The organism is Aquimarina sp. AD10 (assembly GCF_003443715.1).
In the GTDB taxonomy this organism is placed as follows: Bacteria; Bacteroidota; Bacteroidia; order Flavobacteriales; family Flavobacteriaceae; genus Aquimarina; species Aquimarina aggregata.
The window spans coordinates 704,072-727,390 of the sequence record NZ_CP031965.1 but is presented as its reverse complement, the minus strand read 5'-3'; the positions used below and the strand labels follow the sequence as shown (position 1 = coordinate 727,390).

Annotated in this window: 23 protein-coding genes; 10 read left to right on the top strand and 13 right to left on the bottom strand. The window is 31.3% G+C overall.

All coding sequences use genetic code 11. From position 1 onward, the window contains the following. Positions 1 to 76: 76 nt before the first annotated feature. Positions 77 to 2,212: a S9 family peptidase gene (locus tag D1816_RS03000; RefSeq protein WP_118501133.1), complete on the bottom strand. Its 2,136-nt coding sequence runs from the start codon at positions 2,210 to 2,212 to the stop codon at positions 77 to 79. Between the two features lie 144 nt (positions 2,213 to 2,356). Between D1816_RS03000 and D1816_RS02995 the strand changes: the two genes are divergently transcribed. Further along, positions 2,357 to 2,683, top strand: a complete 327-nt coding sequence (locus D1816_RS02995; protein ID WP_066310767.1) for a YbaB/EbfC family nucleoid-associated protein — start codon at positions 2,357 to 2,359, stop codon at positions 2,681 to 2,683. A 42-nt stretch (positions 2,684 to 2,725) separates the two neighbouring features. Continuing rightward, positions 2,726 to 3,172: a thioredoxin family protein gene (locus D1816_RS02990; RefSeq protein ID WP_118501132.1), complete on the top strand. Its 447-nt coding sequence runs from the start codon at positions 2,726 to 2,728 to the stop codon at positions 3,170 to 3,172. 49 nt (positions 3,173 to 3,221) lie between these two features. Here D1816_RS02990 and D1816_RS02985 read toward each other — a convergent pair whose 3' ends face one another. Then, positions 3,222 to 4,325: an OmpA family protein gene (locus tag D1816_RS02985; RefSeq protein ID WP_118501131.1), complete on the bottom strand. Its 1,104-nt coding sequence runs from the start codon at positions 4,323 to 4,325 to the stop codon at positions 3,222 to 3,224. Positions 4,326 to 4,812: 487 nt separating this feature from the next. Here D1816_RS02985 and D1816_RS02980 point away from each other — a divergent pair, with 487 nt between their 5' ends. Next, entirely contained in the window at positions 4,813 to 5,133 is a 321-nt protein-coding gene (locus D1816_RS02980) for a YegP family protein (RefSeq protein WP_066310776.1), read from the top strand. Positions 5,134 to 5,174: 41 nt separating this feature from the next. Here the strand turns inward: D1816_RS02980 and D1816_RS02975 are convergent, their stop codons facing one another. Then, on the bottom strand, positions 5,175 to 6,215 hold the full coding sequence (locus tag D1816_RS02975) for a low specificity L-threonine aldolase (RefSeq protein WP_118501130.1): 1,041 nt from the start codon (positions 6,213 to 6,215) through the stop codon (positions 5,175 to 5,177). A 318-nt stretch (positions 6,216 to 6,533) separates the two neighbouring features. On the opposite strand from D1816_RS02975, the gene D1816_RS02970 reads away from it, so the two are divergent. From D1816_RS02970 to D1816_RS25540, 4 genes are all read left to right on the top strand, one after another. After that, positions 6,534 to 8,252, top strand: a complete 1,719-nt coding sequence (locus tag D1816_RS02970) for a helix-turn-helix domain-containing protein (RefSeq protein WP_118501129.1) — start codon at positions 6,534 to 6,536, stop codon at positions 8,250 to 8,252. A 143-nt stretch (positions 8,253 to 8,395) separates the two neighbouring features. Next, positions 8,396 to 8,563: a hypothetical protein gene (locus tag D1816_RS25550; RefSeq protein ID WP_157766026.1), complete on the top strand. Its 168-nt coding sequence runs from the start codon at positions 8,396 to 8,398 to the stop codon at positions 8,561 to 8,563. 40 nt (positions 8,564 to 8,603) lie between these two features. Next, a complete protein-coding gene (locus D1816_RS25545) occupies positions 8,604 to 8,774 on the top strand; it encodes a hypothetical protein (RefSeq protein ID WP_157766027.1) in 171 nt (56 codons plus the stop codon). A 65-nt stretch (positions 8,775 to 8,839) separates the two neighbouring features. Then, entirely contained in the window at positions 8,840 to 8,998 is a 159-nt protein-coding gene (locus D1816_RS25540; RefSeq protein ID WP_158597796.1) for a hypothetical protein, read from the top strand. A 62-nt stretch (positions 8,999 to 9,060) separates the two neighbouring features. On the opposite strand, the gene D1816_RS02960 is transcribed toward D1816_RS25540, so the two are convergent. From D1816_RS02960 to D1816_RS02915, 10 genes are all read right to left on the bottom strand, one after another. After that, entirely contained in the window at positions 9,061 to 11,190 is a 2,130-nt protein-coding gene (locus tag D1816_RS02960; protein ID WP_118501127.1) for a peptidase domain-containing ABC transporter, read from the bottom strand. A gap of 3 nt (positions 11,191 to 11,193) precedes the next feature. Next, the gene (locus D1816_RS02955) at positions 11,194 to 12,441 is read right to left on the bottom strand and encodes an HlyD family secretion protein (protein WP_118501126.1); all 1,248 of its coding nucleotides are present in this window, start codon (positions 12,439 to 12,441) and stop codon (positions 11,194 to 11,196) included. Between the two features lie 245 nt (positions 12,442 to 12,686). Next, a complete protein-coding gene (locus tag D1816_RS02950; RefSeq protein WP_118501125.1) occupies positions 12,687 to 13,037 on the bottom strand; it encodes a hypothetical protein in 351 nt (116 codons plus the stop codon). 66 nt (positions 13,038 to 13,103) lie between these two features. Beyond that, positions 13,104 to 13,340: a hypothetical protein gene (locus D1816_RS02945; RefSeq protein WP_118501124.1), complete on the bottom strand. Its 237-nt coding sequence runs from the start codon at positions 13,338 to 13,340 to the stop codon at positions 13,104 to 13,106. A 37-nt stretch (positions 13,341 to 13,377) separates the two neighbouring features. After that, positions 13,378 to 13,590 (bottom strand): hypothetical protein, encoded by a 213-nt coding sequence (locus D1816_RS02940; protein WP_118501123.1) that lies wholly within the window; start codon positions 13,588 to 13,590, stop codon positions 13,378 to 13,380. Positions 13,591 to 13,621: 31 nt separating this feature from the next. Continuing rightward, on the bottom strand, positions 13,622 to 13,780 hold the full coding sequence (locus tag D1816_RS02935; protein ID WP_118501122.1) for a Blp family class II bacteriocin: 159 nt from the start codon (positions 13,778 to 13,780) through the stop codon (positions 13,622 to 13,624). Positions 13,781 to 14,324: 544 nt separating this feature from the next. Further along, positions 14,325 to 14,525: a hypothetical protein gene (locus D1816_RS02930; protein ID WP_066310792.1), complete on the bottom strand. Its 201-nt coding sequence runs from the start codon at positions 14,523 to 14,525 to the stop codon at positions 14,325 to 14,327. 241 nt (positions 14,526 to 14,766) lie between these two features. Next, positions 14,767 to 14,970: a hypothetical protein gene (locus D1816_RS02925; protein ID WP_118501121.1), complete on the bottom strand. Its 204-nt coding sequence runs from the start codon at positions 14,968 to 14,970 to the stop codon at positions 14,767 to 14,769. 170 nt (positions 14,971 to 15,140) lie between these two features. Beyond that, the gene (locus D1816_RS02920) at positions 15,141 to 16,361 is read right to left on the bottom strand and encodes a lanthionine synthetase C family protein (RefSeq protein WP_118501120.1); all 1,221 of its coding nucleotides are present in this window, start codon (positions 16,359 to 16,361) and stop codon (positions 15,141 to 15,143) included. A 167-nt stretch (positions 16,362 to 16,528) separates the two neighbouring features. After that, positions 16,529 to 18,943 (bottom strand): zinc-dependent metalloprotease, encoded by a 2,415-nt coding sequence (locus D1816_RS02915; protein ID WP_118501119.1) that lies wholly within the window; start codon positions 18,941 to 18,943, stop codon positions 16,529 to 16,531. A 112-nt stretch (positions 18,944 to 19,055) separates the two neighbouring features. Between D1816_RS02915 and prfB the strand changes: the two genes are divergently transcribed. The 3 genes from prfB to D1816_RS02900 all read left to right on the top strand — a co-directional run bounded on the left by prfB (position 19,056) and on the right by D1816_RS02900 (position 23,158). Further along, a protein-coding gene (gene prfB / locus D1816_RS02910) for a peptide chain release factor 2 (protein ID WP_099098763.1) occupies positions 19,056 to 20,154 on the top strand; the annotation gives its coding sequence in 2 pieces (ribosomal slippage) (positions 19,056 to 19,118 and positions 19,120 to 20,154; 1,098 coding nt in all). Positions 20,155 to 20,186: 32 nt separating this feature from the next. After that, the gene (gene arsC, locus D1816_RS02905) at positions 20,187 to 20,528 is read left to right on the top strand and encodes an arsenate reductase (glutaredoxin) (protein WP_066310802.1); all 342 of its coding nucleotides are present in this window, start codon (positions 20,187 to 20,189) and stop codon (positions 20,526 to 20,528) included. 170 nt (positions 20,529 to 20,698) lie between these two features. Then, positions 20,699 to 23,158 (top strand): TonB-dependent receptor domain-containing protein, encoded by a 2,460-nt coding sequence (locus D1816_RS02900; protein ID WP_118501118.1) that lies wholly within the window; start codon positions 20,699 to 20,701, stop codon positions 23,156 to 23,158. Positions 23,159 to 23,319: the final 161 nt, after the last annotated feature.

The following is a 23,319-nucleotide window of genomic DNA, read 5'->3' as shown; positions in this document are numbered from 1 at the left end:
TAAACAAGTTTGTAGAATTTAATAAGTATCCACAAAATGTTACAAAAACGGTACGAAGTTACATTATTTTTTTTAATTACTTCTTTATACCTTCTAAATCTAATAAAAACACGTATTCTTCGGCAACTTCTTTTAAAGCTTCGAATCTACCTGATGCTCCACCATGACCAGCTTCCATATTGGTATGTAATAATAATATGTTATCATCAGTTTTTAACTCTCTTAACTTTGCTACCCATTTTGCTGGCTCCCAATACTGTACTTGAGAATCATGTAAGCCTGTAGTTACAAGCATATTTGGATAGTCCTGAGCCACAACATTATCGTATGGAGAATATGATTTCATATACTCATAGTATTCTTTTTCATTTGGATTACCCCATTCATCATATTCACCTGTTGTTAAAGGAATACTATCATCCAACATTGTTGTAACTACATCTACAAATGGAACAGCGGCTACAACACCATTATACAATTCTGGAGCAATATTTACAATTGCTCCCATTAATAGACCTCCTGCAGATCCCCCCATTGCATAAAGATGATCTTTAGACGTATACCCTTCTGCAATTAAGTATTTTGAGCAATCAATAAAATCTGTAAATGTATTTTTCTTATTAAAGAGTTTTCCTTCTTCATACCAGGCTCTCCCCAAATACTCTCCTCCTCTAATATGTGCAATTGCATAAATAAAACCTCTATCTAATAGACTTAACCTAGCGGTAGAAAAATAAGGATCTATTGTCGAACCATATGAACCATAAGCATATTGCAATACGGGATTACTACCGTCTTTTACAATACCTTTTTTGTATACCAAAGACATGGGTACTTTTGTACCATCCTTGGCTGTTGCCCATACTCGATCTGATGTGTAATTATTTTTATCAAATTTTCCACCTAAAACCTCTTGTTCTTTTTTGACATCCTTCGCCTTTGTCTCCATATCAAAATCTATAACAGAATTAGGCGTTGTTAATGAATTATAAGAATACCGAAGTGTTTTTGTGTCAAAATCAGGATTGGTACTTACATATGCTGTATATGTTTCATTATCAAAAGGTAAATAGTAATCGGCCTTTTTATCCCAACGTTTCACATTAATGAGGTTTAAGCCGTTACTACGTTCACTAATCACGTAATATTCTTTAAAAATCTCGATATCTTCAAGTAGAACATCTTCTCTATGTGGTATCACATCTTTCCAATTTTCTTTTAATGTGTTCTCTTCAGAGACTTTCATTAATTTGAAGTTTTTAGCTTCGTCGGCATTTGTTAACACATAAAAATGATCATCATAGTGTGCTATGCCATATTCTAATCCTCTTTGTCTTGGTTGAAAAATTTTAAATTCTCCCATAGGATCGTCTGCTCTCAAAATTCTATATTCTGATGTAAGAGTACTTCCCGAACCGATAACAAGATATTTTTTAGACTTGGTTTTATATACAAACGTATAAAAAGTATCATCTTTTTCATTATAGATCTCTACATCTTCTGATACATTAGTACCTAAAACATGTCTATAAATCCTATCAGACCTTAGTGTTTCATCATCTTTCTTAGTATAAAACAAGGTTTTACTATCAGCAGCCCAAGTACTACCTCCTGAGGTAGTTTCTAGTGTTTCAGGATAAATTTCTCCTGTTTCCAGGTTTTTAATTCGTATTGTATACTTACGTCTACTTACTGTGTCTACGCCAAATGCAACAAGTTTATTGTCTGGACTTACACTTAAACCAACCATTCTAAAATAGTTATGCCCCTTTGCCTCTTCATTACAATCAAATATGATCTCCTCAGAAGCTTCTAACGTTTCTTTTTTTCTTGAGTAAATCGGGTAATCCTTACCCTTTTCGTATTTTGTTATATACCAATACCCATTAAGTTTATAAGGAACAGAAGAATCATCTTCTTTAATTCTACCTTTCATTTCTTCAAAAATATCCTTTTGAAAATCTTTGGTATGCCCCGTTATTATATCATTATACTCATTTTCTTGCTCTAAGTAATCAATTACTTCTGGATCTTCTCTATCATTTAACCAAAAATAATTATCAACCCTTACATCATCATGTTTTTCTAGATTTGTTGGTTTCTTATCTGCTATTGGGTGTTTCGTTTTTGTTTCCAAGGTTTTACTGGTATTATTTTTACAAGAAGTTGCAAAAGTAATTGAAAGTAAGAATATAATGTGCGAAGTTTTCATCAATTTCTGTTAATTCATTAATTAGTCATGATATTTATTCGAAATATAACTCAAAATATGGTCATTTGATACACTTATATATTATTAGTTTATTAAAATCCAAAATACTAATTTTGTTGATGTAAATTTTAAAAAACCAAAGATATGTTTGGAGATATGATGGGAATGATGGGTAAACTCAAAGAGACCCAACAAAAAGTTGAAGAAACAAAAAAACGCCTAGATACTGTATTAGTTGACGAGAGTAGTTCTGATAATTTGTTAAAAATTACACTAACCGCAAACAGAGAAGTAAAAAGTATAACTATTGCAGATGAGTTATTTAACGACAAAGAACAATTAGAAGACTACTTAATTATTACACTTAATAAAGCTATTGCTAAAGCTACTAAAGTAAATGAAACTGAACTAGCAGCTGTTGCAAAAGAAGGAATGCCAAATATTCCTGGGTTAAGTAATTTTATGGAATAGTTTTTGGTATTTTACAAGTATTCTAAATCTTAATATTCTAATATGAAGTCTATTTATTTGATTTTTTGCTTTATTAGTCTTCTAGGTTTTTCTCAGGAAAAAACAGATAGCGGATTTTGGGCTACGGATTTTGAAAAAGCCATTACCATTTCAAAAAAAGAAAAAAGACCAATTGTTTTATACTTTACAGGTAGTGATTGGTGTAAACCTTGCATGCTTCTTAAAGAAGATTTTTTTGAAAATGAAAAGTTAGATGCTTATAAATCTTCTTTTGTATTCCTAAAAATCGATATACCACGAAACGCTGATTTACTTACAGAAAATCAAAAAACAGAAAACTATAAACTCCTTGACTCATATAACCCAGGTAAAGTATTTCCTTTAGTTAATATACTAAATCATAAAGGTAAAGTTTTAGATAAAGCCTCTGGATATAGCTCTCTTAGAGATCCAAAATATTATTTTGAATTGTTAGAGAATAACAAATAAAAAAAAGCCTGATATCATCTATCAGGCTTTTTTTTATGATTGAAATGAATTATTGAATTAATCTAAATTCTGTTCTTCTGTTTGATGCATGTTGTCTCTCTGTACAAGTAACGCCATCTGCGCATCTATTTTTAAGTCTAGTTTCGCCATAACCATTAGCTACTAATCTACTAGCATTAACACCTTTAGTAATAAGATAACTTACAACAGATTGTGCTCTTCTATCAGAAAGTGCTTTGTTGTTTGATTTTGAACCTCTTGCATCTGTATGAGACGCAATTTCCATTTTAGCACCTGGATTATTTGCTAATACAGGCATTAATCTTGTATCAATAATACTTTTAGCTTGTGCAGTTAGTGTTGCGCTTCCTAGGTTCCAATTAATAGGTAACGCAGAATACTCAACAAGAGAACATTCTACTTCTTTCCATGTAGTCAAACCACCTTTTTGTGTTAATACTTCTTTAGTAACATCTTTAAATGTTGCCGGCACAATCACTTCTTCAGTGTATGCATCTTTTACCAATACAGTTTTAGTAATAGTCCCATACTCTGCAGGAATTTCTTCTTCTATTACTCTTGCTGGTTCTACTAATACTCTTTTTGTATATGTTGCAGATTGTTCTGCAATAGATGAACTGGTTGTTGTTGCATCCGAACCTAAGACCTTTACAGGTATAGTAGTAAATTCTGCTGGATAACCTTTATAACACCAATACCTACAATCATCGGGATTACTAGATGCACAATCAGGAGCAGGAGATCCTAGTTCCCATTGAGCATAAGCGGGCTTAATTTCTACACTTTCTGAACTTGGACCCAGTTTAGCAGGAATAACTTTTAAAGTAGAAGCCCCCTGTTTTTTCATAAATGTAACTGTTTCTGTTTTGTACTTAGCAGCCACCACTGTTAGTTTTTTTGATGCTTCTTTTACGATCACTTTTTCGGTAACGGTTTCATAAGTTGCCGGAAATGTTTTTAATTTCTTATACTCGGGTGTAATTTTAACTTGTACTGTCTGATTTTCATATACATCAGGTGTTGTACAACGCACATAACATTTCCCTGGTTCTGGGTTTTGCGGCAAATCTTGTTGAGCATATACGTTTGCGCCGAGAAAAATAAGAACTCCCCCTAAGATAACTTTATTCATAATTGATGGTTTAGAATGTAAATATTTAATTATTAATAGTATACAAAACTAAGAACTGACCATGCGAACATAAATAATTCACGTTCACATTATTTTAACATTTTCGACGATTTGTTCCTTTTTTCGATAAAATACCATATCAAAATGAATAGTACACATTTCAGAATTTCTGTATCTTGAATTACTAATTTATAAATTAATACTAGTCCTCTCCTTACGGAAAACCATAGTATAACTTTAATATTTTTTATTATATTGTTTTAAAACTAATCCTTAACTCATCAAATAAAGCTTTATTTAGACTGCAACTCTAATTACTATTATTTTATAAAATCTTAGACTTAACAAATACATAATAATGTATCTATCATTTAAAAGATGATTTTTTTAGAGTATTGACAACCTTTCTGATGGAATACATTTTTCTTTTTCCTTTTAATTCTATAATTTTAGCAAAAGCTAAAAATTAACTAAAACAATTAATACTATGTTTGAACTCAAAAATAAGGAAGGGTCTAGTTATCATTTCACATTAAAAGCTAAGAATGGTCAAGTCATTTTAAGTAGTGAAGTTTATAATAGTAAAGCAGCTGCAGAAAACGGTATTGAGTCTGTAAAGAAAAATGCTTCAGAAGATGGACGATATGAGCGTAAAACAGCAAAAAATGGTAAATTCTTTTTTAACCTAAAAGCCGGTAACGGTCAAGTAATAGGAAGCAGTCAAATGTATTCTTCTGAATCTGGAATGGAAAATGGAATTAATTCTGTTAGAGAAAATGCTCCAGATGCAAAAACTAAGGAAGTATAATTTTTAAGTGTTTTTATAAAAATTAGAATAAATAAAGCTGTTTATAGTTCATAAACAGCTTTATTTAGTTTAAAAGATGCCAGAAGGTTCAAGAAATACTCATGCATTTCTTGCGTATAATCTAAATGTGTTACAAATCTTAATTTTCCTTGCCCCATACCATAAAAGTATATATTCTTTGCTTCCATTTCTGATATAAAGTTTTCTTCATTACCATCAATAGTAAATATTATAATATTTGTATCTATGGGTTCGACCTGTTTTACAAAGGATAAGTTTTGAAGAACGCTTCCTATTTCCTTTGCTCTTCTATGATCTTCTTTAAGTCGATCAAAATGATGATCTAATGCATAAATTCCGGCAGCAGCTAAATACCCTACTTGCCGCATGCCTCCTCCTAAAATTTTTCTTACTCGAATGGCATTTTCCATAATTTCTGCATTACCAATTAACACAGATCCAATTGGTGCCCCTAACCCCTTGCTCAAACACACGGATATGGTATCAAAAGCTTCTCCATAGTCTACAGCACTTTCTTCTTTTGTAATCAAGGCATTCCATAATCTTGCACCGTCTAGGTGATATCCTAGATTGTGATTATTACATACCCGCTTAATGTTCCTAATTTCTTCGAAATCATAACATGCTCCTCCTCCTTTATTTGTTGTATTTTCTATACATACCAGACTTGTTAAAGGGCTATGATAGAAATCAGGAGGGTTTATTGCGGCCTCAACCTGCGATGATGTAATCATACCTCTATTACCCTCTAATAGTTTGCAAGAAACTCCGCTATTAAAAGACACTCCACCTCCTTCATAATTATATACATGCGCATATTTATCTGCAATTAATTGCTCTCCTGGTTGGGTATGTAGTTTAATTGCTGCTTGATTGGCCATACTACCTGACGGAAAAAACAACGCTTGTTCTTTTCCAAACATATTCGCGATTTTTTCCTCTAAAGCGTTTACTGTTGGATCTTCTTTATATACATCATCTCCTACGTCAGCAGTCATCATTGCTTGAAGCATTTCTGGTGTTGGTTTAGTGACTGTATCACTTCTAAGGTCTATTTTCATTTATTACTAATGTTAAAAAACATGATTTATAATTCGCTCTACACGACTTATAAAAATAATATTACTTTTATAATTAAAAAAATAAAGCAATCCAAAATCAAAGTTTCTTAAAAAACATTAACAGTTCTTCTTTAAACAACATCGAGAAGGCCAACAAATGACTACAAATAATATTATTTGGTACAGAAATAAGTAGTGGTTCTTTTTTTACTTAGTAGAAAACTAATAACACAGTATGCACTCAAAAGCATCAAATAAAATAATACTACTTTTGAGATAAGTAATAATTCTGAACAAATTTTCATTTATTTATCAAACATGCATAGAGCACTTATACATCTTTTTATTATAAAACTCATTCTTTTACCATTCACAACAAATGCTCAAAGTTTTACCGATGTTTTGCAAAATAAAAATTATGACGAACTGGAAAAACTATTTCTAAAGTATGAGGAAATTGACAGTATAAAAGCTAGAAAAATAATATCATTGTACCTTGACAAAGCAAAATTTGAACAGGATACTTTTAAAATTGCCAGAGCATACTATCATTTTTATAACGTAGCAAAAGACCATTCCAAATTAAGTTATACTGATAGTATTATCAATTTAACCAAACACAAGCAAAATAAAGATTTTCCGGCTAGGGCATACTTTAGAAAAGCTCAGTTTTTTTTATTTGAGAAAAGAAATATAAAAAAAACTCTGGAACACCTAAACAAAGCTCAAAAACTTGCTGAAAAAAATCAAAATACGCGTTTATTATATCGTATAGACTATTATTTGGGCATTGTACGAAGTGAACATTTAGGTGAAAAACAAAAAGCTGTAGAAATATTTAAAAAATGTGCTAATTTTTATAAAAGTACGCCCGAGAATAATTACCCAATTAGATACCTATATACACTTCACGCAATTGCAGAAACCTATATTGGACTAAAACAAAATGATTCAGCAACACATTACAATACAATAGGTTACCAAAGAGCATCTAAAAGTAATGATCTTAACCAATTAGAAATGAAAACCTATTTCACTTTATGTGAAGGTATTAATCAATATGAGCAAAATAGATATTTATCAGCTATTGATAGTATTACTAGGGCTTTACCTAAAATACTTGAGTTTAAAGATAAATCTAATACTATTGATAGTTATTTCTATTTAGGAAAATCCTATTATGAACTAAAGAATAATGAAAAATCTATTTATTATTTAAAAAAGACAGATTCGATACTTGAAACTCTTAAATCAATACCTCAATATAAACACATTAAGACTTATGAATATCTTAAAGAATATTTCAAAGAAACAGGAGATCTAAACAATCAAAATAAATATTTAGACAAGTTGAACTCTGTTTTGAATAATTATTTAAACGACCAAATATTTATAAGTAAAAAAATAAAAGAAGACTATGATATTCCACTTTTGTTAGAAGAAAAAGAACTACTTATAAAGAAATTGAACCAAAACAATAATGCATATATAAAAGGTATTTTCATCCTTGGCATTCTTTTGTTTCTTTGTGCAGGGTTACTGTACTATCAATACAAGAAAAAACAAAGATATCGCATACGTTTTGAAAATCTTATTTCTGAAGGTAATAAATCTTCCTCTCAAAATAAAACTATTACAGAGGCTAAAACTGTCGTTAAAAATAAAGAACTAAAAGTTCCTGAGAAGCATGTTACTTATATTTTGGAAAAACTTGTTGAATTTGAAAATGAACAAGGTTATCTTACTGTAGGACTAAGCGCTCAGTCTTTAGCTGATAATATGGAAACTAATGTTAAATATCTATCCCTAATCATCAATCATTATAAAAATAAAAGTTTTACTAGTTATTTGAATCAATTACGAATAGATTATGCTGTAAAAGAGTTACAAGAAAATACCATGTTACGCAAATTTACCATCAAAGCTATTGCAAATGAGTTTGGTTATAGCACTGCTGAAACATTTTCTAATGCTTTTTATAAACAAGTAAAAATTAAACCTTCATATTACATAAAAGAATTGAGCAAAGTTAAATAACAACGAATAGTTACATCCCTGATTATTAGTTAAAAAAGCACACGAAATTCTAGAATTTCGTGTGCTTTTTTAACTTTTTTAACGAAAAGCAAACGTTTTTAAATACATTCGTTACCGTATTATCAAATTAAAACTTAAGCACAATGAAAAGTCAAAACAGAAAAAAGAAAATAGAATTAAAAAAAATTAAAGTGTCTAAACTTACTCTTCCCTCATCAATACAAGGTGGAGGTAATCCCCTTGATACTTATGCACTAAATAAATGTGGTGGAACTGCTAGTGTATCTGAATGTACTGTTCAAGTAAAATAATCACTTATAAATCGCTTTATTTTTAACCTGAAAAATAACTATGAAAAAGAGCACAAATAAAAAATTAATCTTAAATAAAACTGAAATATCAAAACTTGAAAATTTGAATGCAATATCTGGGGGTATTAATTTTCGAAGTCTTGCAGGCTTAATTTGCGGAGGAACAGCTAGTTTTTTGGGAGAGTCTGGATGCATAAATGACATCAAATAGATCAATCAAAAAAAGAGACTGGATTCTTAATCCATAAAAAATAAATTTAAAACATCATAATCACAATGAAAAAACAACCAAATAAAAAACTAGCACTTAAAAAGATTAAAGTATCACAACTAGAAAATTTAAATACTATATCTGGGGGATATATACCTTTTCATACGATAAGAGGAATATTTTGCGGAACAGCGAGTATTACATGTGTGCATAATGAGGAATAAAATACTATGTTAATTAGCTTTAAATTTTACTAAAACAAATTGATTGTATTTACGGTCAATTATTAAACTGCTATTGAAGAGGCGCACATATTATCTTGAATAAGTTGTCCATTCTTTAACACAATTACCCTATCTGCCATAGCAATGGTATCAGGTCGATGCGCAATAATGACACGAGTAATATTTAACGTTTTTACAGTATCATTTACTACCGACTCTAATCCAACATCAAGATGTGAAGTTGCTTCATCTAAAAACAATATTTTAGGTTTTTTGTATAAGGCTCTTGCCAATAATAAACGCTGTTTTTGTCCCCCAGATAAACTACTACCCATATCCCCTATCAAAGTGTGATACCCCATGGGCATAGTTATAACATCTTGGTGTATTGCTGCCATTTGTGCACATTGTTCTATCCAAGATTGATCAAACTCTGGATCAAAAAAACATATATTATCTGCTATACTTCCTGATAATAATTGATCATTTTGCATCACGGTACCGATTAAATTTCGATATGTTCTTAAACCAACTTTTCTTATATCATATCCGTCTATAAATACATTACCAGTTTCTGGTTTCAGTAACCCTAACATCAATTTCATCATCGTTGTTTTTCCGCAACCTGAAGCGCCTACAATCGCAACTGAACTTCCTTTTTTTATGCTAAAATTAAGGTCTTTAAATAAATATGGTTCATTATCCGAGTATCGAAAACTAATATTCTCCAGACTAAGTTCGCCTTTTACATCATGTAATTGTCTGTGACTATCTATATCTTTTTCTTTATGTGTTAAAATGATGTCTCCTAAACGCTCCATATGTAATGACAACATCTTAAACTGTATAAACTTATTGACTAAGGCTGAAGCCTTTTCTGTGAATTGTCGTTTATAAGACATAAAAGCATATAACATCCCAATAGTCATTAAACTATCCATTACTAAAGAGGCAGCCAAGTAAATCACAATAATATTTTCTAAACCAAATAAGAAGCCGTTTATAAAGTTATATCCTAAATCTAACTTCCCTATTCGGATACTAGTATTCATAGCATCTGCATAATAGTTATGCCATATGGTTTGACGTTGACTTTCATTACCGAATAACTTAATACTTTGTATTCCTCGAACAGTTTCCATAAAATTAGAATTCTGTTTAGCATCTGCTACAATAGCCTCTTCTTTTAATTGCCTGTATGGGTGATATAGTGCCAGCCTTACAATAATATAAAGTATAACGGCTCCTAATACGATAAAACCCAATGTAATATTATATATAAACATCATTACCAGAAGTCCAATCGCCATGATACCATCAACAATGGTCTCTATAAGCCCTGTGGTTAATAATTGTTTTACATCTTCTAAAGATCCAAACCTCGAAATGATATCTCCTATATGTCTCTTTTCAAAATAATCCATAGGTAACTTTAATAAATGCCGTAATAGATTTGCAGCCATTTGGATATTAAGTTGTGTACCCATATATAATATTACTACACCTCGCAATGCCGTTACTGCTAAATTGACAAGTTTCATAAGACCAAACCCCAATGCTAATACGATAAGTAAATCTAGATCTCGACTTATAATAACATCGTCGACAACCAACTGCATATAAAATGGTGTTGCAATGGCAAATAGTTGTAATAATATGGATAAAACTAGGATTTGTATAAGTACTCTTTTCAAGCCTGTAATTCTAGTCCAAAAATCAGATAATCTTGCTTTTTTAGCTATTTTTTTAGGCTTAAAATCTGGTGTGGGTGTTAATTCTAAAGCTACTCCTGTAAAATGTTTAGATACTTCTTCTAATTTTAGAGTTCTTAGACCAACCGCAGGATCATGTATGGTTATTTTATTGCCTTTTACAGATTTTAGCACCACGAAATGATTCAAATCCCAATGTAGAATGCATGGTTTTTTTAATTGTGAGAGTTCTTCTAATTCTAATCGTAATGGTCTAGAGCTAAGCTGTAAACCATCTGCTAATTTTATAAGCCCTTGCAAAGTGGCTCCTTTAGATGAGATTGAATATTTTCTTCTTAAAGCATTTAGGTCTAATTTATGACCATAATAATTAGCTACCATAGCTATAGAAGCTAAACCACATTCTGCAACCTCAGTTTGTATAATTACTGGTAATCTTTTACCCCAGCCGTACTGTAATAAATGAATAGGATTCTGCATAAATTATAATTTTCCTTTTAAACTATAAATAGGTTCTAACAACCATTGTCCCAAACTGCGTTCTTCTAAAATAATATCTGCTACAACAGACATTCCTGATTGCAGAGGCATCCTTTTGCCATACGCATTTATAGCTTGCATATCTAATGCAACTTTTATTCGATATACTGGTTCTTGTGAAGCAATTGGTATTATAACTTCATTGGGTGATATAACCGCTTCTGCTATTTGAATGATTTTTCCTTTATATAAACCATATCGTTGGTATGGAAATGCATCATAACGCATTAATACTTCTTGGTTTTTCTTAATAAAACCAATCGCTCTCGATGGTAAAAACAGTTCTGCGTGCATAACTGTATTTTCTGGAATAATTGTTAGTATAGGAACTGCAGGAGAAACATTTTGTCCGATAGTGATTTGTGATGAGGTCACTCTTCCATTCACAGGAGCTTTAATGATATAAGAACGACTGTTTTTTAGTTCTATCAACCGTTCTTCTAATTGTGCATATTGATGTTGCAATTCTTGCAGACGATTGTTTTTTCGTAAAGGAGATTGCTCTAACTGCTTTTCTGTATTGGCTATTTCTGTTTTCTTTTGTATTCTAAATCTTTTTGTTGCATCTAGTGATGCTTTACTATTAAAATATGCATTCCTCTTTGAGTTTAATATATCTTCAGAAATCAACCCTTTTTTCATTAGTTTTATATATTTATCCCACTCTTCTTTTAATAATTTTAATTCTTCTTGTTGACTTTTTATTTGCCTCGTGATTTGATAATATTCACTCTTATGATTTGATAAAACGACCGATAAACGGTTACCTTCACTATCAAGTACTAATATTTCGTCATCTATGCGTTGGGTTAAATTTGTTTTCTGTGTTTCTAGCCTTATTATTAACTGTTGATTGATACTTATACTATCTTTTGAACCTCGTTCTGTAGTAACTTCTAATAAATTCTGCCCTTTAGTTACTTTAGAACCATCGATAGTATGTTTTTGATCTATGATTCCATTAAACGGAGCATATACGCGCACTACTCCTTTATCTGGCACTAAAAAACCCGCCACAGTCTCGCGGCGGGCAAACTTACCAAATACTAAAAATAAACTGACTATAGCAACCAATAACACCATAGCGAACGTAAAAATCCAAAAAGATATAGGTCTTATAAGTAAAACATCCCCTAATAATCTTTGGGTATTATTTTCTATTGCTTCTTTACGAAATAATGGTGAACTCATGACTTACTATATTTAATTTATTGCATTTGTTCTTGGGTTGGTAAACACACCAAATTACTTTTAGTAATATTACAATCTGGAGTACATGATCCATGATATCCTCCTTGTATTTTTTTTAATTGAAGTTTTGAAATTATGTTCTTCTTAAGATTTAATTTTACTATTTTTTTATTTTTCATGATTATATATTTGATTTTTTAAAACTTGGTTTCATACTGAAAGATAACTTTCAAGTAATTTGAATATTATTGTAAAAATTCTGTGCTTATTGATGCTGTTGATAATATTTTGAGTGTATTATTATGTGGTTTCAAAACCATGACCATATCTATAATATTATCTCTAAATTCTGGCCCTACTTTCTTTTTTGTGGTTTGAGAAATTCTGATAACTTGAGTGTCCTTATCTTGCTGTAATATTGTTACATCCTCAAAATTCACTTGTAATTCATAATTAGATAAAACATTTCTTAATTGGTCTTTACCCATATTAAATAGATCATTATATGGATGATGAAGATTGAATATTGTATCTAAATTTCTTTCCTCGTAGGCTAGTGATAAATCTCTAAATAAGGTATCTATGTTATTATTCATAATAGTTTTCTTTAAGATTAGAAATTAATCAGGATAACCATATAGATTACCCTGATTACTATTTAATTATTCTTCACTACATTGACTTGCGGCAATAAAACCTCCTGCAATAGCCCCAAAAAGACCTCCTACAACAGCACCTATAGCGCTTCCTACTCCTGGAGCAGGTCCAGTCCCGATTAAGCCTCCTGTCGACATTCCACTAAGGGCACCTCCTACTGCACCAGCCAAAACACCTCCAACGGTTGCTCCAGTACACCCTCCATTTACAATATCTAATTCATTACTTGTTAAACTTCTCATTTGATTATATTTTATGATTTATATAATTAATTCAATACTAATCGGCCCAAATCATTCCTGCCAAAGCTCCTATACCAAAACCTAAAGCTGCTCCTATAGCTGAACCAGCCGGTCCACCAAAAGAACCTAGTTTTGCTCCTGCTCCTGCTCCTGCTAAACCACCTCCTATTGCACCACCTATTACTGCATAGTGATTAGTACCATCTCCTGCTGAAACATATGATATTTCATTTACTGTTAAATTTCTCATTTTTATAAAATTTTAAATTGTTAAATATTAATTATTCTTCACTAATAGCACCTACTACCGCACCAATAGCAGCACCGATAACAATTCCTACTGGTCCAAATGCAGATCCAATTAATGCCCCTGTGGCTGCCCCACTTGCAGCATCCCCGCCGTTTACTTCTTGTACTTCCTCAAATTTTAAATCTCTCATTTTTGTAAAATTTAATTGTTAAACTTATTTTCTATCAAAGCGCTTTGACTTCAACAAACATAGCAGAACAACCAACTGTATTGCAACAGTTTGCATGAGGTATTCTAGAATTTCGACCGATATTCCAGAATTTCGTTTTGTTTTAATAAGAATGTATCAAGGAGATTTGATTGTGTACTCTTAGGACAATTATATTCGGTTTTGTAGTTAACCGTTTTGAATATTTACTGCTTGTTAATAAATTTAAATCAATGAATTTTGATAGATAACCGATAAAACACTAAAATAAAATTTCAAGTTCTAATTATTAAATATTAAAAGGAGTAAATCAGGTAACAAACCCTAATAAGTGGGCTTTAAAAAGTCAAAATATTAATAGACTTTTGATTATTTATCTTAAATAAAGTTTTTGAGTTTGGTATAGCAAAAAAACGTCTAAACTAGGTTTAGACGTTTTCAACTCAAACTCTCAAAAAAGTAATACCCTCACAAATCAGCTAAAAATGTGCGATCAAAAAATTATTGAGAATCACTTCACTTATTTTTATTTTTCGACATGCACGCAAACAACACAACTCATAGGTGTTTGTGAATATTGACATGCAAGTCCTTGGGTTCCATTTCCACATCCATTTGGATTAGCTGTAGGAAGATTCGGAGATGTAAATACTAAATTGCCTCCTTTAATCGTGTCTAACTTTGCTATGTCTACTTTTTTTAAACTTAATGTTTTTTTACTTTTCATTGTATTAGATTTTGTTATACATTATTTGTGATCAAAACGCTATATGATGGCAAACATAGTATCATAATCAGGTGTTCAACAAAATGTTATTTTAAGAATTCTAGAATTTCGATCGATATTCAAGAATTTCGACTAATTACTCACAAAAAAAATCGTCTAAAACTAGTTTCAAACGATTTAACCTAACTAACAGTATCCTAAACCTATTATATTGGTGGACATTTAGTAAAAAAAATGATTTTTATTTAATCTTATTGATTACACATATATCTAAACTTTCTGGATATATACATCCTTGATTAGTATTTGTTGTTGTAAGATGATCACAAATAGAATTAATTGTTGTAACTGTTGGCAGAGGTAAAGGTCCAAGATTTCCTGCTTTAATAGAATCTAGTTGTGCAATATTCATTTTTTTTAGATATAGCTTCTTTTTATTCTTCATAATATTAAATCATTAGTTAACGAATACGATTTGAATTATACAAACGTAAGTCTATGAAGAAATTAAATGCAACTAGTTATATTGAATATTCAAGAATTTCGATCGATTTTCTAGAATTCCGATGTACTTAGAAAGTAAATCACCACTTTTGAGAAAAAACCATTTTTAAACTAGCCTATTAAAAGACATTCATCCCATTTCGTATCAAAAGAAGCTAAATATGATATCATTGACAATCCTATACCTGCAATACCTTCTAATAGATCTACAGATGGTTTCCAATTATTATCTTTTTGTCCTCCTCTCCACATCATATATCCAGCATATCCTTCAGTATGGATAGCGAGCTCAAGTGACTTTTCTGCCCAGAAATCTGCGGTTTCCTTGAAAACAACTTCATTTGTTGTTTTGTACAAGTAATGATAAATATGCATGATTCCATATGCTCCATGGCATAAACCGGCATCCATAACTCCTGCTTCATCAATATCCCTTCTTTTGGTAGAATATTTTAATGCACTTAAGGCTCCATTATAAAGTTTAGTATCATTTAATTGCTTTCCCACACGTAATAAAGATAATCCTATTCCTAAGTCACCGTAACACCATGCTAGTCTAGAACCAGATTCATCAGCGTTTTCTTCGACTACCCAATTAGGAAAAGTGGCTGTTAACGTTGTATCCTTATTTTTACAGCTTAAAATATAGTGTGAGGCATTTTTTAATAATTCTTTTACATCATCGTAAAACTCACTATGTTCTGCAATTCTTGATAAAAAGTTGATATTACTGGACATACCATGAGACAAACTTAAATTGCATCCCATTGTACCTTCATCTTTTATCAACTCTGTTTCCCACCATACATTATCGTCTTTATTTAAAGATGAGTTTTTTAAGGCATTAATCAATAGGTCTAAATACTCTTTATATGCTTTTTTTGATTCTGAATTTGTTACATTTTGATATCGTTTTAAAAAGTAATAACCATATCCCATAGCACCGTGTAAAAAATCGTAATTTTCTGTTTCAATATCTGCTTTCATTGCCTGTAACAAATACGCATCAAGATCAGATGAAAGAAAGTCCTCATCTAATTCTACAAATTCTTCTTCTTTTAAAACTTCCAAGACCCAACAAGCGCCAGCAATTCCGGTACAAAAAGTAGGATAAATAACTCCCTCATTAATCAAGTCTATTGCTCTTGTAATAGTTTCGGCCCCTTTATCAGCATGACTATCATCTTCTATATACTTTGAATAATAAAATTGAAATAATGCAACTCCCGAAATACCAGACAAAACTCCTATCTCCTTATTTTCATGAGCTTTTGCATCAATAATTTCGCTTATTTGTTTTAATTTCTTTTTAAATTCAATCTCAATATTCATCTAATATTTAGTATTTAATGTAGTTTCACTACTTAAGTCGATTATTATAAGGTATTTTTTATTTAGGTAAAGATAAAAAGCTATCTACACCATTAACAAATATACTTATCTAAATTCTAGAATTTCTCAAAAACCTTTACACAACAGATTATACAAAGTATTAAGTATTACAATCCACATCTAAAACTACCTATCGGTGAACCATCAGGTATTTTTGGAGAAGATAAAACCTTAAATTGATCAGGGTGTTCTAGAAAATCATTTATTTGTTTGATATAATAATTTTTATATGATTTCATTTGTGGATCCCCTATTGACAACCCATTTAGATACTCTTTGATCTCTATAATTTTCATGTAAGATATGGCATTAACCTGAGGATACGTATTTTTATTGATATTAAGAGATATCAAATGTTTCAACATATTATTCCCTATAGTATTTTGAATTTCTTTATGATAATTATTTTTTGTTTTAGTCTTAAAAGTAAGTGTAATCAATTCATCTAGTACTTCAATAAGCCCTAATTGATTTTGGTTAAGTGCTTTTTGTTGTATTAATCTAGATGCTCTTTCTGGATGTAATAACAAAGACAAAGTCATATCACTTGCGGTGGACGCTGCACTTATGGCATCAAAACCTACTCCTGTTTTTCCTTTAAAAGATTCTCTTGTTCTATGGTATCCAAAGGCCCTAGGCGGAAATAACTTTAACTTATCTTCTGGTATAGCTAATGTTTCTGGCGTTAAGGTTTGTAGTATCTGTTTAAGTGCGTCTTTTTGTTTATTTGCAGCTACTATTTCTACAATATTTTGATCATCTCCTTTTATAGCATAGTTATAATTGAGTCCCCCTATAAGTTTAACCGCCGCTTCTGTTTGGTATCTATGAAAGAAATATAGAGGCACAAAAACGTCTTCTAAAACAGAGTAAGGTTCATTAGTCCTTATATTATCTATCGAAAAGTTACGAATTGCAGTTTCTCTAACTTTTAGTACGTTATCTAATTCTTGAGTAGCACTTTTACCATTATCCCATAAATGGGCTAATTCGTGTGCTCCTCCTTGTGGTCTTGCATCACTATCCGAAATAAAACGAAGACCAGATTGATATGCCTTATCTAAAATTTTATTTAACTCTTGTTTTTCATTAGTATTCTTTTCAAATTCTGAATAACTATATGCGACGGTAACTTTGTCCCAAGATCCGATTTTAGTATCATACGCATCTGAAATATCTATTTTACCATCTTTAAGTCTTATTGTCGGATGTGGGTAATCCATAACCGATGCTCTACCACTTGTGCTAGCGGCAAAATTATGAGCAAAACCTATTGTGTGTCCTACTTCATGAGCAGATAATTGACGAATACGTGCTAAAGCCATACCGAGCATGGAGTCGTATGCTTCATCATTATCTTTAAAAGGTTGGTTTAAAAGAGCTTGAGCTATCAAAAAATCCTGGCGTATCCTTAAACTACCTAAACTAACATGTCCCTTAAGTATTTCGCCAGTTCTTGGATCTACTACACTAGCACCATAACTCCATCCTCTTGTAGAACGATGAACCCATTGAATTACATTATATCTTAAATCCATAGGGTCCGCATCTGGTGGCAACATTTTGACCTGAAAAGCATCTTTAAAACCAATTGCTTCGTATGCTTGATTCCACCATCTTGCTCCTTCTAGCAGTGCAGTTCGAACAGGTTCGGGTGTTCCCGGGTCTAAATAATAAATAATTGGCTCTTTAGCTTCGCTTATTTCTTTTGTAGGATCTTTCTTCTCTAATCTATGTCTAATACTGTATCGTTTCATTATCGGTTCCTGAACCGGAGTTGCATAATCCATATAAGATATATAGATACTTCCGCCACGAGGATCAAATTCTCTTTTCTTGTAACCGTCATCTGGTAGCTCGACAAATGAGTGATGTTGTATAACAGTTAATAATTGAGAATTGGGCGCTACAGAACCAATAGTATTCCCTTTTGGTATTCCTTTATATGTTATTAATGCTTCAAACTCTATATTTTTAGGAAAAGCTTTAGTCCTATCCATACTTAAGGCACTTTTGGACTTATCAATACTGTATGTTCCTTCTTTTTGATTTTTTAATCTATTTATAATGCCATGAGTATCTTGTAATAAGAATGGGGTTAAATCAATAATAAATTTTCCTGATTTTTCTTCCTTGATCGGAAAACCAAATAAAACTGATTTGGCAAAAGCCTGTTCTACGCTTCTCTTTTCTAATGAATTATCTGTAATAGCTCTATACCTTTGATTGGGTTGTACTAATAATAATTTATTTCCTGCACGCTGAAATTTAACAACAACACCATCTCCTATTTGCCCTCTATCTAAACCTATATCATTCGATCCTAGACCTGTAGCCAAAGAATGTACGTACAAAAATTCAGAATCAAGATTATCAACTTCTAAATAAATTTCGTCTTTATCTTCACTGTAATAAAAATTAAAGTAGCCCTTGTTAAGAAGCAAATCTTTTTGTTTTTCTAAAAACTGAGCATTAAGTATTTGTGTAAAAATAAAGAGTAAACAAGTAATATAAATTTTCATGAAGGATGATTTATGTGATAAGGTTGATAAAAGTATGAAAGCTATAAAATAATGCCAAAAATATTTCCTTCTGAACTGTTAAATCCTATTTTTGCAAGAAATATATATAACTATGATTACTACCGAGACTTTGCTTGATCTCAGAAAGCGCCTGGTTGCGTTAAGGAGGTATCTTTGACATTGATGCCAAGCTTATTGAAATAGCGAATCAGGAAGAAAAAACTTATGCTCCTGATTTTTGGGATAATGCCCAAGAAGCCGAAAACCTTATGCGTACTCTAAATGCTGAAAAAAAATGGGTTTCGGATTACGAAAAAGCAGATTCTTTAGTTGAAGACCTTGAAGTGCTTTACGAATTTTATAAAGAAGGTGACGCTACAGAAACAGAAGTATCTGAACGCTATGAAGAAACTAAATCTTTAATCGAAGATTTAGAATTCAAAAACATGCTTAGTGATGAGGGAGATAATATGAGTGCCGTGCTTCAAATAACGGCAGGTGCTGGTGGTACCGAAAGCTGTGATTGGGCCAGTATGCTTATGCGTATGTACTTGATGTGGGCAGAAAAACAAGGATATAAAGTAAAAGAACTGAACTATCAAGGTGGTGATGTTGCCGGAATAAAAACGGTTACTTTAGAAATCGAAGGTGAATATGCCTTTGGCTGGCTTAAAGGTGAAAATGGCGTACATCGCTTGGTTAGAATTTCTCCTTTTGATAGCAATGCAAAAAGGCATACCTCTTTTGCTTCAATTTATGTGTACCCATTAGCTGACGATAGTATTGAAATCGATATCAATCCAGCAGATTATGAAATTATCACATCAAGATCTAGTGGTGCAGGGGGACAAAATGTAAATAAAGTAGAAACCAAAGTACAACTTACCCACTTCCCTACTGGTATTCAAATTTCATGTTCTGATACTCGTTCACAACAAGAAAATAGAATCAAAGCGCTACAAATGCTTAAATCACAATTATTTGAAATAGAACTTCAAAAACAAAGAGCGCAACGTGATGAGATCGAAGCTTCTAAAATGAAGATCGAGTGGGGTTCTCAGATTAGAAATTATGTGATGCATCCTTATAAACTTGTAAAAGATGTTAGAACAGCAGAAGAAACTGGAAATGTAGATGCTGTTATGGATGGAAGTATCGACAAATTTCTAAAGGCCTACTTAATGATGATGGGGCAAAAACAAGAAGATTAATTTGATATAAAAGTGTAATAATACGAATCACTATGACCACAATTTATCACAATCCAAGATGTAGTAAATCAAGAGAAACACTTGCATTACTTGAAGAACAAAAAGAAGATGTAACTATTATAAAATATTTAGATACTCCTATTACTAAAGATATTTTAATAGAACTTATAGATCTTTTAGGTATTCCTCCTATTGACTTGGTTAGAAAAAATGAAACCATATGGAAGGAAAAGTATAAAAACGAAAAATTAAGTGATGATGAAATAATTAATGCAATGCTTAACCATCCAAAACTTATTGAAAGACCTATAGTAGTTAAAGGAAATAAAGCAATTTTAGGGAGGCCACCACAACAGGTTATTACTATTCTTTAATTTTTAAAAAAAAATCTTTCTGCATTAAACCATTTATAAAATAAGTAGTCTAACATAAGCAATGTATACCCAGGTATACATTGCTTATTTTAATTGTAAAACATTTAACAGGCTATTAACCACTATCAATAAAGGCCTTTAATACTTTTGGCCGACATATATTTTATATAATGAAGAAATTTTTATTCGTTCTACCTCTTTTTGTTTTGTATACCATTCAAGCACAACAAAGAAATTTTCCTACTGGTCCCATAAATATTAAAGGCATAATTCTAGACCAGGACACTAACACTCCTTTAGAATATGCAACACTGTCTTTTTTTAACCCAAGATTACAAAAAGTAGTAACAGGTGGTATAACAGATGGTAATGGACTGTTTAATATAGAAATCGATGCTGGTGTATATGATATTTCTATCGAATATATTTCTTTTGAGACTAAAAAAATATCTAAACAAAAATTATTTAAAAACACAGATTTAGGAACAATCACACTTGCATTAGATAGAGAATCTCTTGATGATGTGGTAATAATTGCAGAAAAAACTACAGTAGAAGTTAGATTAGATAAAAAAATCTACAATGTTGGTAAGGATCTTACTGTGAGCGGAGGAACAGTAAGTGATGTACTTGATAATGTTCCTTCTGTTTCTGTAGATGTAGAGGGTAATGTAGCGCTTCGTGGCAATGATAATGTTCGAATTTTAATTAACGGTAAGCCATCTGGGTTAGTAGGACTAAATAGCACAGATGCGCTACGACAATTACCTGCCGAATCTATAGAAAGAGTTGAAGTCATTACCTCTCCTTCGGCCCGTTATGATGCTGAAGGTACAGCAGGAATTTTAAACATAATTTTACGAAGAAGTAAATTACAAGGGTTAAATGGTGCCATAACTATAAACAGCGGTTATCCCTTAAGAGCAGGTATATCAGGAAATATTAATTATAGAACAGGAGATTTTAATTTTTTCACAACTTCAGGATATAATTATAGAGAAATTCCGGGTAATTCATTGTCCGAAACACGGTTTTTAAATATTGACGATAATGGCCTAGATAACCCCGATACTTTCTTAAACGAAAAACGTGATTTTGATAGAATTCGTAAAGGACTAAACACAAATTTTGGAGTAGAATGGTATATTAATGATAGTTCCTCTTTAACCACTTCATTTTTATTTCGATCAAGTGACAATGAAAGTAACACTACAAATATTATCTCAGAACCTGACGCCAATGGTACAATTTTAAGTCAAAATATAAGATTTGACCCAGAAATTGAAGATGATGTCACAAAACAATTTTCTTTAAACTATACCAAAAATTTTAATACTAGTGGTCATAAGTTAACATTTGACTTTCAAAAAGAAAAAAGTAATGAAGAAGAAGATTCAAGAATAACACAAGACAATCAAAGTGCTATCGAACTTGTAAACACAAATGAAGATCAGGATAGAATATTATTACAAGCTGATTATGTGCTACCTCTTAAAAAGAAGTCGCAGTTTGAGTTAGGTTATCGTGGCAATTTTAATACTCTTGATACAGATTATCTTGTTCAAATTGAAGATAACGGAATTATAACTACAGATACTGATTTATCAAATACACTACTATACAAAGAATATGTAAATGCAGTTTACTCTCAATATGGTAGTAAAACCGGTAAGCTTTCATACTTGCTGGGGTTAAGAATAGAAAGTACAAGAATCACAATAGATCAGCAAACTACTAATGACTTAAGCAAAAAGAACTATACAGATGTATTTCCAACAGTTAATCTTGGATTAGAAATCTCTGAAAAACAAAGTATAACTCTTGGATACAATAGAAGAATTAGAAGACCTAGATCAAGATTTATTAATCCTTTCCCATCAAGGTCAAGTGCTACAAATTTATTTCAAGGTAATCCTGATTTAGATCCTAGTTATGCTAATACATTTGATTTAGGCTACCTGCACAAGTTTGGAAAACTAACTTTAAATAGCTCTGTATATTACAATAGATCAACTCAAGTTTTTAACTTTATTTCTGAAGATACAGGGGATACCGCTACAATAGGAGTTGATGAAAATGATGTCCCTGTTATTGTACCAGTTATACGCAGAACTCCTATTAATTTAACTAGTGCAGATCGATATGGTTTTGAATTCACCCTAATTTATAACCCTAGTAGAAAATGGAGAATAAATGGCAATTTTAATGCATTTCAAAACAATGTTAGAGGAGAAAATAATGGGGAGAGTCTAGATGCAGATAATTTTAGTTGGTTTGCGAGATTAAATAATAAAATTACTTTGCCAGCAAAAATTGATTGGCAAACTAGTATTTTTTATCGAGGTCCAAATGAGAATGCTCAAACCAAAAGCGATGGAATTTTTAGTACTACTCTTGCCTTTAGCAAAGATTTGTTTAAAGAAAAGGCCTCTGTTACTTTTAATGTAAACGATGTATTTAATTCTAGAAAACGAATGAGTACCGCAACTACATCTACGTTTATATCAGATAGTGAATTTCAATGGAGAGAGCGTAGCTTTAACCTATCGTTCACGTATAGATTCAATCAAAAGAAGAAAAAGAAGCGACCTCAACGAGATCTTAATGGACAAGATGATTTTGAAGGTTAGTATAGCTATAAAAGAGAATAAAAAAAGGGAGTCTTATTGACTCCCTTTTATATATTTTGATTTCGTTATGCCTATTTATCTTTACGCTTTGATTCTCTCCACATTTTAAAGTTTTCAATATTAGCTCCAATAATCCAATAAGGAACTACAAAAGTTAATAA

Coding starts and splice junctions, on each gene's coding strand:
- D1816_RS02990 (WP_118501132.1), top strand. CDS start 2,726: ATGAAGTCTATTTATTTGATTTTTTGCTTTATTAGTCTTCTAGGTTTT.
- D1816_RS02935 (WP_118501122.1), bottom strand. CDS start 13,780: ATGAGAGATTTAAAATTTGAGGAAGTACAAGAAGTAAACGGCGGGGAT.
- D1816_RS02930 (WP_066310792.1), bottom strand. CDS start 14,525: ATGAAAAGTAAAAAAACATTAAGTTTAAAAAAAGTAGACATAGCAAAG.
- D1816_RS02955 (WP_118501126.1), bottom strand. CDS start 12,441: ATGAGTTCACCATTATTTCGTAAAGAAGCAATAGAAAATAATACCCAA.
- D1816_RS02975 (WP_118501130.1), bottom strand. CDS start 6,215: ATGAAAATAGACCTTAGAAGTGATACAGTCACTAAACCAACACCAGAA.
- D1816_RS25545 (WP_157766027.1), top strand. CDS start 8,604: ATGAAAAAGAGCACAAATAAAAAATTAATCTTAAATAAAACTGAAATA.
- D1816_RS03000 (WP_118501133.1), bottom strand. CDS start 2,212: ATGAAAACTTCGCACATTATATTCTTACTTTCAATTACTTTTGCAACT.
- D1816_RS02900 (WP_118501118.1), top strand. CDS start 20,699: ATGAAGAAATTTTTATTCGTTCTACCTCTTTTTGTTTTGTATACCATT.
- D1816_RS25540 (WP_158597796.1), top strand. CDS start 8,840: ATGAAAAAACAACCAAATAAAAAACTAGCACTTAAAAAGATTAAAGTA.
- D1816_RS02925 (WP_118501121.1), bottom strand. CDS start 14,970: ATGAAGAATAAAAAGAAGCTATATCTAAAAAAAATGAATATTGCACAA.
- D1816_RS02995 (WP_066310767.1), top strand. CDS start 2,357: ATGTTTGGAGATATGATGGGAATGATGGGTAAACTCAAAGAGACCCAA.
- D1816_RS02945 (WP_118501124.1), bottom strand. CDS start 13,340: ATGAGAAGTTTAACAAGTAATGAATTAGATATTGTAAATGGAGGGTGT.
- D1816_RS02915 (WP_118501119.1), bottom strand. CDS start 18,943: ATGAAAATTTATATTACTTGTTTACTCTTTATTTTTACACAAATACTT.
- D1816_RS02940 (WP_118501123.1), bottom strand. CDS start 13,590: ATGAGAAATTTAACAGTAAATGAAATATCATATGTTTCAGCAGGAGAT.
- D1816_RS02920 (WP_118501120.1), bottom strand. CDS start 16,361: ATGAATATTGAGATTGAATTTAAAAAGAAATTAAAACAAATAAGCGAA.
- arsC (WP_066310802.1), top strand. CDS start 20,187: ATGACCACAATTTATCACAATCCAAGATGTAGTAAATCAAGAGAAACA.
- D1816_RS02980 (WP_066310776.1), top strand. CDS start 4,813: ATGTTTGAACTCAAAAATAAGGAAGGGTCTAGTTATCATTTCACATTA.
- D1816_RS02985 (WP_118501131.1), bottom strand. CDS start 4,325: ATGAATAAAGTTATCTTAGGGGGAGTTCTTATTTTTCTCGGCGCAAAC.
- D1816_RS02960 (WP_118501127.1), bottom strand. CDS start 11,190: ATGCAGAATCCTATTCATTTATTACAGTACGGCTGGGGTAAAAGATTA.
- D1816_RS02970 (WP_118501129.1), top strand. CDS start 6,534: ATGCATAGAGCACTTATACATCTTTTTATTATAAAACTCATTCTTTTA.
- D1816_RS25550 (WP_157766026.1), top strand. CDS start 8,396: ATGAAAAGTCAAAACAGAAAAAAGAAAATAGAATTAAAAAAAATTAAA.
- D1816_RS02950 (WP_118501125.1), bottom strand. CDS start 13,037: ATGAATAATAACATAGATACCTTATTTAGAGATTTATCACTAGCCTAC.